This is a genomic window from Pseudomonas sp. LAMO17WK12:I10 (genome assembly GCF_900215185.1).
GTDB classification, from domain to species: Bacteria; Pseudomonadota; Gammaproteobacteria; order Pseudomonadales; family Pseudomonadaceae; genus Aquipseudomonas; species Aquipseudomonas chlororaphis.
This window is the reverse complement of the sequence record NZ_OBDX01000034.1, coordinates 1-13,337: the sequence shown is the minus strand read 5'-3', so window position 1 is coordinate 13,337 and position 13,337 is coordinate 1. Positions and strand designations below refer to the sequence as shown.

The window sequence follows — 13,337 nt, the reverse complement described above, 5'->3', positions numbered from 1 at the left end:
CATGTCGAACTTAGTGACCAATGCTGGACATACCCATGTCGATGACCATGGGCACGATGACCATCACCACGACTCGGGCGAGATGACCGTATACGGTTTCTGGCTCTACCTGATGACCGACTGCATTCTGTTTGCGTCGATCTTCGCGGTGTACGCGGTACTGGTAAACAACGTAGCGGGTGGCCCGTCGGGCCACGACATCTTCGAACTGCCTTACGTGCTCGGCGAAACCGCCTTGCTGCTGTTCAGTTCGATCACCTACGGCTTCGCCATGCTGGCGTTCTTCCGGGGCAACAAGAAGCAGGTCCTGGGCTGGCTGGCCCTGACCTTCCTGTTCGGCCTGGGCTTCATCGGCATGGAGGTCAACGAGTTCCACCTGCTGATCTCCGAAGGCTACGGCCCTAGCCGCAGCGGCTTCCTGTCCGGGTTCTTCACCCTGGTCGGCACCCACGGTCTGCACGTGACCGCCGGCCTGATCTGGATGGCGATCATGATGTATCAGGTCAACAAGCACGGCCTGACCGCAACCAACAAGACCCGCCTGAGCTGCCTGAGCCTGTTCTGGCACTTCCTGGACGTGGTCTGGATCTGCGTCTTCACCGTTGTTTACCTGATGGGGACTATGTAATGGCTAATGCACACTCCCATGACAGCCATGATGCGGGCCACGGCAGCGTAAAGTCGTACGCCATCGGCTTCATCCTGTCGGTGATCCTGACGATCATCCCGTTCGGCCTGGTGATGTACCCGACCCTGCCGAAGTCCATCACCCTGATGATCGTGCTCGCCTTCGCGGTGATCCAGGTCCTGGTTCACCTGGTGTACTTCCTGCACCTGGACCGCTCCGAGGCCCAGCGTAACAACGTGATTGCGTTCGTCTTCGCTGCCTTGGTGATCGTCCTGCTGGTTGGCCTGTCGCTGTGGATCATGTTCAGCATCCACACGTTCATGATGGCGAAGTGAGGTAAGACCCGATGTCGCTCAAGCACTTTATCCAAATCACCAAACCGGGGATCATTTTCGGTAACGTGCTTTCTGTGGCGGGCGGTTTTTTCCTGGCCTCCAAGGGACATGTCGATCTGGCCATCTTCCTGGCCGCGATGATCGGCACGTCCCTGGTGGTGGCTTCCGGTTGCGTGTTCAACAACTGCATCGACCGTGACATCGACCTGAAGATGGAACGCACCAAGAACCGTGTGCTAGTCCAGGGCCTGATCTCCCTGAAAGTGGCACTGGTCTACGCGACCCTTCTGGGTGTCGCCGGCGTTGCGTTGTTGTACAAGGTGGCCAATCCGCTGGCGGCGCTGTTCGCCGTGATCGGCTTCGTCATCTACGTCGGCTTCTACAGCCTGTACCTCAAGCGCAAGTCGGTGCACGGCACGCTGGTGGGCAGCCTGTCGGGGGCGATGCCGCCGGTGATCGGTTACGTGGCCGTGAGCAACAGCTTCGACATGGCCGCGCTGACCCTGCTGGTGATGTTCAGCCTGTGGCAGATGCCGCATTCCTACGCCATCGCGATCTTCCGCTTCAACGATTACCTGGCCGCATCGATTCCGGTGCTGCCAGTGAAGCGCGGCATCCTGGTGGCCAAGAAGCACATCCTGCTCTACATCCTGGCGTTCCTGGTGGCGACCCTGATGCTGACCTTCAGCGGGTATGCCGGCATGAGCTACCTGGCCGTCGCGGCCGCGATGGGCATGTACTGGCTGTACATGGCCTGGACCGGCTACAAGGCGGTGGACGACACCGTCTGGGCGCGCAAGCTGTTCGTGTTCTCGATCTTCACCATCACCGCGCTGAGCGTGATGATGTCTCTGGATTTCAAGGTACCGAGCGAGCTGCTGCTGACCTACGCGCCATAAGCTGCAAACGCTATGAAAAAGCCCCGCCTTCGAGAGAAGCGCGGGGCTTTTTTATTGAGTGTCAGTCAGTGGGCTGTTTAAATATTCAAATGACTCTATTCATGCAGGAAGCAGAATGATGAAGAAAAAAGCCGTTGTCGTATTCAGTGGCGGGCAGGACTCGACGACCTGTCTGATCCACGCATTGCCGCTCTATGATGAAGTGCACTGCATTACCTTTGATTACGGTCAGCGCCACCGCGCGGAAATAGAAGTGGCGCAGCAACTCGCGAAGCAATTGGGGGCAACCGTCCACAAAGTGCTGGATGCCTCGTTACTCAATGAATTGGCGATCAGCAGTCTCACTCGGGACAATATTCCGGTTCCCACGGTGAACAGTTCAGGCGAAAGCCTGCCCAGCACTTTCGTTCCGGGAAGAAATATTCTGTTTCTGACCCTGGCCTCTATCTATGCCTACCAGGTAAAGGCTGAAACGGTCATTACCGGGGTATGTGAAACGGACTTCTCCGGCTATCCCGATTGCCGCGACGAGTTTGTAAAGGCCTTGAACAAGGCCGTCGAGTTGGGCATGGAATACCGCCTGCGCCTTGAGACTCCGCTGATGTGGCTGAACAAGTCGGAGACCTGGGCGCTGGCGGATCATCACCAGCAGTTGAGCCTGGTTCGCGAGCAGACCCTGACCTGCTACAACGGCGTTATCGGCAGCGGTTGTGCCAATTGCGATGCGTGCAATCTTCGTAGCAGAGGGCTGAATGATTATCTGGGGAACAAGGCAGAAGTCATGAACAGCTTGAGAAGCAAGATGAACCTGCAATGAAGGCCTGATCGACCGTGCTCATGGAATTCAACACTGCATTTGCCTGGCAGATGAGTGTTGAATCCATCCATTTGAGCTAAAGCGTGCTTGTACTATTTTGCCTGGCTGTCCGTTATATATCTTTTGAACAGTGACCTTGCTCCATAGGCTGGCAAGATATTGAAGAAGGCAAAACATACCTTTATCGCGATCTGCACATAAATCATGTTCAGGATGTCGTTGTTCTGCATCGAGCCGTAAAAGGCAATGTAGCAAAACACGAAGCTGTCAATAATGACCGCGAACAGCGTGCTCAAGAATATCCGCAGGAACAGGAATCTGGAATTCGTCAGCTCTTTTATCTTGCACAGCAAGTAAGAGTTTATGTTTTCCGAAACCAGGAACGAGACCGAAGACGCCACCAGCACGGATGACACATGAATGATGACGTCGTTGTACGGGGTGTCGAGCTTCCAGCCTGGCAGACCGGGGAGAAAGGTCGAACCATAGAGCAGGATGATAATCATGGCGTTGCTGGCAAAGGCAAAGAAAATCGCTTTTCTTGCCAGCCTGAGTCCAAAATTTTCGTTCAACAGGTCAACGATCAGGAAGGTCAGAGGGTAAAGAAAGGTACCCGGAGTGATAATGATGCCAAGGGATTCAAGATAAATGGGCTTGGTGGCGGCAATGCTGGTGAATATATAAAATGTAAAGAGCAGTAGATTCAGGATGATATAAATCATCCATGAGCTTTCGTGGCGGTCATTCAGGTCGTATGCGGTAAGTGCTCCTCCTTGGGAGTAGAACTTCTTGTAAATGTTTTTAACTTCCATTTTGTTCAGGTTTTCCATTATTTCGCTGTTAAGCACTTCGCTTAATTTGATCTTTATGACTTTGCCTGTGGCGATGATCATGATCACGGCCAGGTTCTTGCTGTTTTCAAAGCCCAGGAGTTTATATTTGCTGTTCTCGAGTTCGCCTTCATAAGCTGCCATTGAACCGCTCCTCGATGATGTCACCCACCACAAATACTCGGTCTGAGTCGGAACATGGCTCATTGATGATGAACAGCTTTTTTGTCTGCCTGTCGTAAACCAGTTTTTCCTTGTCGTCGGTCGATGTGCCCTTTTGAATGATCAACAGGTCACCGGCCTCGTACAGGCCCTTGATCTCATTCTCCAGCAGCACCGCTATCAAGTTGTAGGATGCGCCGAAGTAATAAGTCAGTGGGTAAAGTATGGCTAGTTCGCCAATCCGTTTGTCCATATTGATCATCAGCAGGCTTTCCTTGAGGATCGGAACGGCCGCCGGGTTCATGTTTCCTTGTGGGGAAATACTGCTGTCGATGATTTCCTTCTCTTCAAAATCGACGGTTTCTATTTCTTCGTAGGAGACACCGAAGAAATCGGAGATTTTGCGAATGGTGGATTGCTGTACGTTGCTGACCTTGCCTTCCAGGATGTTGTATATGGTCGTTCGGGTCAGGCCGCTGGCATTGCACAAAGACAGTTGCGTCTCGCCGCGACTTTTTATCAGGTATTTGATGTTGCTCTTCAAATACTCTGTTCTTTCTCTTCTGTGCATCAAATGCTCACCATTTCCTTATAGTCGCCACGCATAGGGTCTTTCATGGAATGCGTGCCGTGCATGACATTCAACTGCTCGACGCCAAAGGTGAGAACAGTCGGATGGATGCGGCAAGAGCTTGTCGGGTTCTTTCGTGGCCTGTACCAACTCGCTAGCGCTCCTTTAGCCAGCCTGCATCCATCCTGGGATATTTCGCTGTCGGTATGGGGCGCGCTCGGATTTGTCGGGAGGGTCCGGACCGGAGGCGCCGCGGCGGCAAGTGTTGCATGTCCCTGTCATGACAATAAAGCCCCGAAATGTCCGGTGCCCTGGCCTCGATTGACGAACATTCAGCGGCAACGCACATCTGCTGTCCCCTGCTGATTCTCGGAAAAGAAGCATTTTGTTTGGAAAATGTTTAATTCTTTGATTAATTAGCGGCTCGCGAACGTTAAATCAGGAAGCGTGCTGTCGTTCGTGGCACGCAAACGACAAGGAAGGAATACCGAACGATGGCAGCTTATACAGCACCACTGAGGAACCAGGCCGACCTGCTGCGACGAGGTTTGGCGGATCTGCGGGCAGAAGACGCCGAACTGGCTGGGATCCTGGACGCTGAAGTCAGGCGTCAACACCGCACACTGTCCCTGGTTTCATCTTCCTGCGCGGCCAACCCTCGAATCCTTGCGGCGTCTGCCTCGGCACTGGTCAACGTCACCGCCGAGGGCATACCAGGCAAGCGCCATCATGTCGGTTGCGAAAACGTCGATCTGGTCGAATCCCTGGCGATTCGCAGGGCGCGGGAGCTGTTCGGGGCGCAATACGCCAGCGTACAGTCGCATTCCGCCTCCAACGCCAACTACCAGGTGCTCGCTGCCCTGCTCGAGCCCGGGGACACCATTCTCGGCATGGCCCTCGATCATGGCGGGCACCTGACCCACGGCAGCCCTGTCGCATTCACGGGCACTCACTACAAGGCGATCCGCTACGGCACCACCTCGCAGGGCGTGATCGATTACGCAGAGGTACGCCAACTGGCGCTCGCCCATCGTCCGCGCATCATCATCTGCGGTGCGACTGCCTATTCCCGGGTCGTGGACTTCCAACGCTTTCGCGCTATTGCCGACGAGGCCGGGGCCATCCTGCTGGCGGATATCTCCTCTATCGCCGGGCTGGTCGCAACGGGTCGACATCCGAGCCCGATCGACGTGGCGCACGTCACCACCGCGTGTACCCACAAGCAACTCGCGGGGCCTCGTGGCGGCCTCATCCTTTCCGGCCGGGACGCCCACACCAAGGTTCCCGGCCTGAGGGCGAGCTTTAGTCGTGTCCTTGAGCAAGCGGTATTCCGCGGGATGCAGGGCTCGCCGGCGGTCAACATGATCGCCGCCAAGGCGGCTGCGCTGGGCTACGCGATGACCCCGGAGTTCGACGCCTACATGGGACGGATTCGCAGCACGGCCGATGCAATGGCCAGCGCATTCATGGCACAGGACTACGACGTCGTGGGCGGGGGGACGGAGAACCACACAATTCTGCTCAGGCTGCGTGGGGGAATTAGCGGTTCGATTGCCGCCTCGGCACTGGAGCGATGCGGCATCATCGTGAGTAAAAACCGCGCACTGGGGGAAACCCGATCCTCATTCGTCGCCAATGGCTTGTGTATCGGCACGGGCTCCATCGCCCAACGCTACATCGATCCCCAGGGGTGTCGTGAAGTCGTCGAACTGGTCTGCCGGATACTGGACAAGGTGACGCCCCTCAGCGAGCAGAAGTACCGCCTGGAGCCTGAGTTGCAGGAACAATTCCGTCTTCAGACCGAGGCTTTGTGCGCGATGTATCCCATCGCCGATTACCGGGGCAACTGAGGGGGCCCCGGCCTTTGATTCGTAGGAGCCAGCCGGCGAAGGGCGTGCTGCACTGTTGCCCGATCCGCCATCTGTGCGAGCAAGCCCGCGGGTACGGGTTATTGCTGTTGTAGAGCGCTGTAGCCTTCGAACGCGGTCTGCTGCTGGATCGCGGTGACGATGTTCTTGCGCGTGGCCGGCTGTTCGTTGCCGTCCTTGTCGAAGAACACTTCGCTTTCCAGTTCCGCTTCGTCGCCTTCGCCGACAAAGGCGAAACCGAGGAACTCGAAGGCTTCACGGTCGACGTTGGCCTTGGAGCGCGGGCGGATCGGCAGGGTGACGCTGATGCCGTCCTTGCTGATGGCGAACACTTCCATTTCCTTCTTGGCCCGCGAGGCCTTGCTCTTGCCGCCACCCGGGCTGCTGATGGCCTGGTGGGTCTGGTTCAGCACCTTCAGCGCCAGGCCGTAGACCAGCTCCTGGAAGCTCGGGTCGTCCTTGTAGCTGGACAGGATGCGGCTGATCGGGAATTTGCTGCTCAGGTCTTCCAGGGCGGCGCTGTCGGCGGCCTCGGCGTCCTTGAGCTGTTTGAGCTGGCCCATGAGTTCATAGGCGCGGTCGTCGTCGAAGCGGTCGTGAGCCTGGCGGATCTCGGCGCGCAATTCGCGGATCTGGTCGCTTTCCTTGGTGGACTGGAAAGCGTCGAGGACCATCTCGCTGATGGTCTTGGCCTGGGAGACATGCTGTGAAAGATTGATGGCGTTTTCGTATTCCGCTTTGGACGACAAGGCGTTTACGGATTCTTCTGTATTGGAATCGGACATTGATATTTCACTACTTCGTTTAACTGGAAATGAGGCTAGAAAAGCACCGGGCCTTTTCAGGGCGCCTAATTTATGGGACCGAGGCCCCATTGTCACGGACCAACGGACCGGTGCAAAAAGGCGTGGCTCTACTGACCCGCGATCGCCGGGAAAATTCCGGCGCCGATCTACCCTGGCGGGCGTTCGCGGGGCAACGCCTCTGCCGCATTTCCTTCAGCGTGGCGCCTGCTGGTGAAACTCGGCGAACGAGACCATGCGCTGGCGCGCCGGGTCCCACAGCTTGAGCCGCAGGCAGCGGTAGATGTCCCGCGGGTGCAGTGAGGTGGTGATCGGCGATTGCAGCGCCGGGATCGCCGCCATGGCTTGCGGCAGGCGGTAGAAGGGGATGCCCGAGTTGGCGTGGTGCACATGGTGGTAGCCGATATTGGCGGTGAACCAGGCCATCAGCGGGCCGGTGCGCATGTAGCTGGAGGAGAACACCGCGGTGGCCGCGTAGTCCCAGTCGGCGCGCTCGGGGTAACGCACGCCGGGGAAGTTGTGCTGGCAGTAGAACATATAGGCGCCCAGCGCCGAGCCGGACAGGCTGGGGACCAGCACCCCGTACAGCAGGATGTCCGGCGCCAGCAGCGCCAGGGCGACGGCGCTCGCCAGGTTCAGCGCCAGGGCCAGCAGCGACCACAGTCGATGCCGCGGCTGGGTGATCAGCGAGACCAGGCAGATGCTGAAAATAAAGATACTGAATGACGCCAGCAGGATCATCAGCGGGTGCCGGGCGATACGATAACGCACGCGCTTGAGGCGCCCGGCCCGGGCATATTCCTCGGTGGACAGCAGGGGAAAGGTGCCCAGGTCAGTGTGAGTAGAGAGCAGCGGCAGGCGGTTTTTCTCCGCGCCGACATACTGGCAGCTGTGCCCGTGGTGGTAATCGTGGGACTGCTTCCACAGCGTCGGCGGGGCCATCAGCAGCAGGCCGAAGGTCTTGAAAAACACCTCGGCAAAACGCGAGCCCTTGAGGATCGCACCGTGCATGTAGTCGTGGTACAGCACGAACATGCGCACCAGGGACAAGCCCAGCAGCACGCTGCACCCCAGGCGCAGCGGCCACCACAGCGGCACGGCCACGGCCGCGCCGAACAGCCCGATCACCAGCAGCGTCGAGTAGAAATGCCACCAGCTCAGGCGGCGGTTTTCCACGGTAAAGGGCAGGGTCTGGCGAATCAGCTCCTTGCCATAACGTGCCAGTTGCTCGCGGTCCAGGCCGTCGGTGGGCCAGGGAATGGCCCCCGGCTGGTGCGGTTCCTGGCCTGCGCCGGCGCGGCAACAAGCAGAGGCAGTCGAGGTGTCCAGCGTGCGCATGCTCGGTGCTCTCCTTAGCCGATAACCGCTTCATTGGGGCTGTGCTGCAGGAACAGCTGCGGCCGCCGGTCCTTCCACGGGCGTGCCTGTTCCAGCTGGCCGGCCAGGCGGAACAACAGGCCTTCCTCGCCAAAGGCGGCGCTGAGCATCAGGCCGATCGGCAGGCCCTCGGCGTTCCAGTGCAGCGGCAGGGAAATCGCCGGTTGCCCCGAGGCGTTGTGGATGGCAGTGAACGGGCTGTAGTCGATCAGCGGGCCGTAGGTGCTTTCCAGATCGCTGGAATGGATATCCACCACCCCGTTGCGCAGCGGCGGCCGGGCCAGGGTCGGGGTCAGCCAGCAGTCGTAGGTCTGGTGGAAACGCGCCATTTCCCGACCGACCTGCTGCAACACCAGCTCGGACATCTGGTACTCCACCGCGCTGACGCCAAGGCCGCGTTGATGCACGGCCTGGGTCAGGTTTTCCAGCTCGCCGGGCAACGGGCCACGTCCCAGTTGCAGGCTCATCAGTTCCACGGCGAAGGCAATGCCGGAGAACCACAGGGCGCTGAAGGCTTCGGCGAAGCTTTGCAGGTCCAGCTGCGGCGCGGCTTCTTCCACATGGTGGCCGAGGGATTCGAGCAGGCGCGCGGTGCTTTCCACCGCGGCGATGCAGTCGGGGTGCAGCGGCCGCCCGGCCGGGTCGGTGCTGGAATAGGCGATGCGCAAGCGCCCCGGTTCGCGACTGAGCTGGTCGAGAAAGCGCCCCTGCATCGGCGGCGCGCGGTACGGGTCGCCCGGCACCACGCCGTGGGTGGCGTCGAGCAGGGCGGCGCTGTCGCGCACGCTGCGGGTCAGCACATGTTCGTCCAGCAGGCCGCTGAGCAGTTCGCCGAAGTCCGGGGCCAGGGAGTTGCGCGCCCGGGTCGGCTTGAGGCCCACCAGGCCGCAGCAGGACGCGGGAATGCGGATCGAGCCGCCGCCGTCGTTGCCATGGGCCGCCGGGACCATGCCGGTGGCCACCGCGGCGGCCGCACCACCACTGGAACCGCCGGTGGAGTATTCCAGGTTCCACGGGTTGCGCGCCGGGCCATGGAAGGCGCCTTCGGTGGTGGGCAGAATGCCGAACTCCGGGGCGTTGGTCTTGCCGACGAACACCAGTCCGGCCTGGCGAAAACGCTTCACCAGCTCGCAGTCCTGGGGCATGACCCGCGCTTGCAGCATGCGTGAGGCGAGGGTCGAAGGCAGGTCCTGGCAGTCGCCGAGAATGTCCTTGAGCAGGAATGGCACGCCGTGCAGCGTGCCGGTCGGCGGCGCCTTGTCCTGTGCGGCGGCCTGCGCCCGGGCCTTGTCGTAGGCTTTGTAGACCACGGCGTTGACCGCCGGGTTGAAGGCTTCGATGCGGCGTATGGCTTCCTCCAGCAGTTCGGAGGGGCGTACCTGCCCGGTTTTGACCAGATCGGCCAGGCCGACCGCATCGAAGGTGGCGTATTCGCTAAAAGACATCCTGTTCTCCCGTGCTGCGCACGCTGCTGGCGATACCGGAACGCTGCCGCTCCGGCCTGGGTTTGATGACATGACCGGTTGCACAGGCCCGGCTTGCAAGGGCCTGGATATCGGCTTCACATCCTTGGAAAAGGCTGATGACTGCAAGCGGTATGGCAAAAAGCCATGCATGCGTCGAGCTGTGAAGCGAATATGCGCCGGGGGCGGAAATTGCGGGTATACGCCGTTCGGAGTATTAACTTCGACTGCGCGCTCCCAGAGGATGATCAAGCGTAATGGATGCGCAAGGCCGCAGATTTCGGGCCTTGCGGGAGATGGCTAAGTACGGCTGCCTGGACACAAAATAATGACTACGAACGACCACGATAGCGACGTTCCGTATGCGAATTTTTCGGAATGTCTGCAGCTTCACGCCCATATGATCCCGGACCGATTGGCCTATCGTTTTCTGCACAACGGGCGAGACGAAGAAACCCTGATCACCTTTTCTGAACTGGACCGCGCAGCGAGAGCGGCGGCGGCCCGGTTGCAGGGGCATTGCCAGGCGGGGGACAGGGTGCTGATCCTGCTCAAGCCAGGCCTGGACTATGTGATCGCCTTCATGGGCTGTCTGTATGCCGGGCTGGTGGCGGTGCCGGCCTATCCGCCGGGGGCGACCAAGACCCTGGACCGGCTGGACGGCATCATCGACGACTGCCAGCCGACGGCGGCACTGGCCAGTGGCGAGGATGTCCCGACCATCCTGGCCCGGCTGGGGCAGGCGCAGAGTCCGCGGGTGCTGGACATGGCGAGTCTCGACCTGGCCCTGGCCAGCGAGTGGCGGGCCGTCCCGGTAACCCGGGACGATATCGCCTTTTTGCAATACACCTCCGGCTCCACCGGGATTCCCAAAGGAGTGGCGGTGACCCACGGCAACCTGATTCACAATTCGCGCAGCATCAGCCGCGGTTTTTTGACCCACAGGGACAGCCACCTGGTCAGCTGGCTGCCGCCGTATCACGACATGGGGCTGATCGGCGGCATCCTGCAATCCTTGTTCGTCGGCTTCGGCTCGACCCTGCTGGCGCCGATCCACTTCCTGCAACGGCCGCTGCGCTGGTTGCAGGCCATCAGCACCTACCGCGGCACCGTCAGCGGCGGGCCGAACTTCGCCTATGAATTGTGCCTGCGCAAGATCAAGGACGAAGAGCTGGCGGGCCTCGACCTGAGCAGCTGGGAAGTGGCGTTCAACGGCGCCGAGCATGTGCGGGCCCAGACCATTGCTGCCTTCCATGAGCGTTTCGCCCGCGCCGGTTTTGCCAGCACCTCGGCCTTTCCCTGCTACGGGCTGGCCGAAGGCACGCTGATGGTCAGCGCCGGCGGCAGCAAGCGCGAGCCGGTGATCCGCCAGTTCCATGCCGGCTTGCTGGAGGACAATGTGGCACGCCTGCATGACGGCCCGGGCAGCGACGCCGAGTTGCGCCTGCGCACCCTGGTCAGCAGTGGTCGCGGCATTCCCGGGCAGGGCCCGTTCATCTGCGACCCGCACACCGAGCAGCCGCTGGAGGACGGGCGGGTCGGGGAGATCTGCATCCTCGGCGACAGCGTCGCCAGCGGTTACTGGCAGCGCCCGGAGAGCACCGCCGCGGCCTTTCGCCCGGCGCCGCCGACGCTCGGCTGGTCGCGCTACTTTCGCACCGGCGACCTGGGCTTCCTGCTCGACGGCGAGCTGTTCGTCACCGGGCGGCTCAAGGACCTGATTATCGTCAATGGCGTCAATCATCACCCCGGCGATATCGAGAACACCGTGCTGCGCACCCATGACAGCTTTCGCCCGGACGGCACCGCGGCCTTCAGCATCGAGACCGGCGACAGCGAGCAGGTGGTGATCGCCCAGGAAATCGAACGGCGTGCCTTGCGCAGCCTCGACCTGCCGCAGCTGTTCAGCGACTTGAAAGCGCGGCTGTGGCAACAGCACCAACTGGCGCGACCGGTGCTGTTGCTGGTGTTCGGCGGGTCGTTGCCGCGTACCTCCAGCGGCAAGATCAAGCGCCAGGAGTGCCGCAAGCAGTTCGCTCCCTGGCTGGCGGCACTCGATAGCGCCGCGCGGGCCGAAGCCCACCCGCTGGACAAGTCGGTGATCGCGGTGGAGAGCAACGGCCGGGTATTGCGTGACATCACCGTCGACAGCCAGGTCGTGGAAGCATGACCAGTCTATCGATCGGCCCGGTGCATGCGCCCAAGCCCGCGGCGCTGCTGTTCGCCCAGCCGGCCTTCTGCGAACCGCGGCTGGAACTGGCCAGCCGCCCGCGGTCGGTGCTGTCGTTGCCGCCCACCGACAGCCAGCAACGGCTGCAGCTGACCAGCGTGCTCAACTCCATCACCTCGGCGCGCAGCATCGCCGAGCTGACGCAGCAGACCCAGCTGGCGCTGCCGCAGATCCTGCCCTGCGAGAACTTCGTGTTCGCCAGCGGCAGGGTCCGCGCGCACCGGGTGTTCTTTTCGCACCTGATTCATCCGGACAGCGTCTCCGATGACCTGATCAAGGCCATCGTCGGTCGCGACGGCATGATTCCGCCGCTGGGCATCGACCCCATCGAGCACTGCGGGCGCCCCAAGTTCACCACCCTGGAGCGGCTGGGCAACTCGTCGGACCCGGTGTGGGCGAAGATCTTTCGCGAACATGGCATACGCAACCTGGGCTGGACCCTGCTGCCCGGATTGCACCGCAACACCTTCACCGGCTACTTCTTTCACAACATCTCGGCCACCGTGGCCCACGAAAGCAAAATGCGCATGATGGTCTTCGCCCCGTACCTGCACATCGCCCTGAACCGGGCGCTGGGCAGCAAGCTGTTGCGCCACAACCCGGGGCCGAACCATCAACTATTGTCCATCCTGTCCAGCCGCGAAGCGGAGATTTCGCGCTGGGTGGCCCGAGGCAAGACCAACTGGGAGATTGGCCAGATCCTCGGCATCAGCGACAAGACCGTGAAAACCCATCTGCAGAACATCTTCTCCAAACTCCAGGCGTCGAGTCGGGCGCAGATCGCGGCGTTGTTCTGCGACGAGTGAGTACTGCCTGCCTGTCTTTCATCCGGTAACCCTTCCACAGTGCTGACGGGGGTCAGTGCTTCGGCGTCGCCTGCGCCTCTGTAGGAGCGGCCGGTCGACGCTTGATTGGCCGCGATGACGGTGGTGGCCTCACTGCGGATGTTGGTCGATGTACATATCCATTTCTGCTGTAACGGCTGCTGGCGGTTTCGCCCTTACGGCGACTCACTTTTTTCAGACGCCAAAAAAGTAAGCAAAAACGCTTGCCGGTATGACTCACCCACATAGGTAACAGAAAAGTTCAAGCACATAGGTAACAGTTTTTAACTGGCAGGGTCGATTCCGAGGAGCTGACCATGCCGTGGCGAGAGCTGAACCCTATGGACCTTAAAGTGATGTTCATTGCCGACTATCTGTCGAGACGCTTTAACTTCCGCGAACTGTGTGCGGCACACAGCATCAGTCGAAAAACGGGCTACAAATGGGTAGCCCGTTACAACGCAGAGGGTGTGCAGGGCTTGGATGAGCGCAGTCGCAGTCGGCATGCTCAGGCACATATCATTCCCTTT

The 13,337-nt window shown here is 60.3% G+C and carries 13 protein-coding genes; 8 read left to right on the top strand and 5 right to left on the bottom strand.

Going from position 1 to position 13,337, the window contains the following annotated elements; genetic code table 11:
- Window position 1 precedes the first annotated feature (1 nt).
- The 4 genes from CRO75_RS27590 (at window position 2) to queC (ending at window position 2,679) form a co-directional block, all read left to right on the top strand.
- Window positions 2-628 carry a cytochrome o ubiquinol oxidase subunit III gene (locus CRO75_RS27590; RefSeq protein WP_053280784.1) on the top strand — a complete coding sequence of 209 codons (627 nt, stop codon included), beginning with the start codon at window positions 2-4 and terminating at the stop codon, window positions 626-628.
- Window positions 628-963, top strand: a complete 336-nt coding sequence (gene cyoD / locus CRO75_RS27585) for a cytochrome o ubiquinol oxidase subunit IV (RefSeq protein ID WP_053262544.1) — start codon at window positions 628-630, stop codon at window positions 961-963. Before CRO75_RS27590 ends, cyoD begins: the two co-directional genes overlap by 1 nt.
- An 11-nt stretch (window positions 964-974) precedes the next feature.
- Window positions 975-1,862: a heme o synthase gene (cyoE, locus tag CRO75_RS27580; RefSeq protein WP_007929705.1), complete on the top strand. Its 888-nt coding sequence runs from the start codon at window positions 975-977 to the stop codon at window positions 1,860-1,862.
- Window positions 1,863-1,980: 118 nt separating this feature from the next.
- Entirely contained in the window at window positions 1,981-2,679 is a 699-nt protein-coding gene (gene queC, locus CRO75_RS27575; RefSeq protein WP_097139529.1) for a 7-cyano-7-deazaguanine synthase QueC, read from the top strand.
- Window positions 2,680-2,771: 92 nt separating this feature from the next.
- On the opposite strand, the gene CRO75_RS27570 is transcribed toward queC, so the two are convergent.
- Window positions 2,772-3,653 carry a queuosine precursor transporter gene (locus CRO75_RS27570; RefSeq protein ID WP_097139480.1) on the bottom strand — a complete coding sequence of 294 codons (882 nt, stop codon included), beginning with the start codon at window positions 3,651-3,653 and terminating at the stop codon, window positions 2,772-2,774.
- On the bottom strand, window positions 3,640-4,242 hold the full coding sequence (locus CRO75_RS27565) for a helix-turn-helix transcriptional regulator (RefSeq protein WP_097139478.1): 603 nt from the start codon (window positions 4,240-4,242) through the stop codon (window positions 3,640-3,642). Before CRO75_RS27565 ends, CRO75_RS27570 begins: the two co-directional genes overlap by 14 nt.
- 494 nt (window positions 4,243-4,736) lie before the next feature.
- Here CRO75_RS27565 and CRO75_RS27560 point away from each other — a divergent pair, with 494 nt between their 5' ends.
- A complete protein-coding gene (locus tag CRO75_RS27560; RefSeq protein WP_097139476.1) occupies window positions 4,737-6,092 on the top strand; it encodes a serine hydroxymethyltransferase in 1,356 nt (451 codons plus the stop codon).
- A 98-nt stretch (window positions 6,093-6,190) separates the two neighbouring features.
- On the opposite strand, the gene CRO75_RS27555 is transcribed toward CRO75_RS27560, so the two are convergent.
- From CRO75_RS27555 to CRO75_RS27545, 3 genes are all read right to left on the bottom strand, one after another.
- Window positions 6,191-6,895 carry a hypothetical protein gene (locus CRO75_RS27555; protein WP_007929715.1) on the bottom strand — a complete coding sequence of 235 codons (705 nt, stop codon included), beginning with the start codon at window positions 6,893-6,895 and terminating at the stop codon, window positions 6,191-6,193.
- 213 nt (window positions 6,896-7,108) lie between these two features.
- Window positions 7,109-8,251 (bottom strand): fatty acid desaturase, encoded by a 1,143-nt coding sequence (locus tag CRO75_RS27550; protein WP_097139474.1) that lies wholly within the window; start codon window positions 8,249-8,251, stop codon window positions 7,109-7,111.
- Between the two features lie 14 nt (window positions 8,252-8,265).
- Window positions 8,266-9,735 carry an amidase family protein gene (locus CRO75_RS27545; RefSeq protein WP_097139473.1) on the bottom strand — a complete coding sequence of 490 codons (1,470 nt, stop codon included), beginning with the start codon at window positions 9,733-9,735 and terminating at the stop codon, window positions 8,266-8,268.
- A 346-nt stretch (window positions 9,736-10,081) separates the two neighbouring features.
- On the opposite strand from CRO75_RS27545, the gene CRO75_RS27540 reads away from it, so the two are divergent.
- The 3 genes from CRO75_RS27540 to CRO75_RS27530 form a co-directional block, all read left to right on the top strand.
- Window positions 10,082-11,923, top strand: a complete 1,842-nt coding sequence (locus tag CRO75_RS27540) for a fatty acyl-AMP ligase (RefSeq protein ID WP_097139471.1) — start codon at window positions 10,082-10,084, stop codon at window positions 11,921-11,923.
- Window positions 11,920-12,789 (top strand): LuxR C-terminal-related transcriptional regulator, encoded by an 870-nt coding sequence (locus CRO75_RS27535; RefSeq protein ID WP_097139469.1) that lies wholly within the window; start codon window positions 11,920-11,922, stop codon window positions 12,787-12,789. Before CRO75_RS27540 ends, CRO75_RS27535 begins: the two co-directional genes overlap by 4 nt.
- A 335-nt stretch (window positions 12,790-13,124) precedes the next feature.
- A partial coding sequence (locus CRO75_RS27530; protein WP_139217379.1) for a helix-turn-helix domain-containing protein occupies window positions 13,125-13,337 on the top strand: 213 nt, incomplete at its 3' end.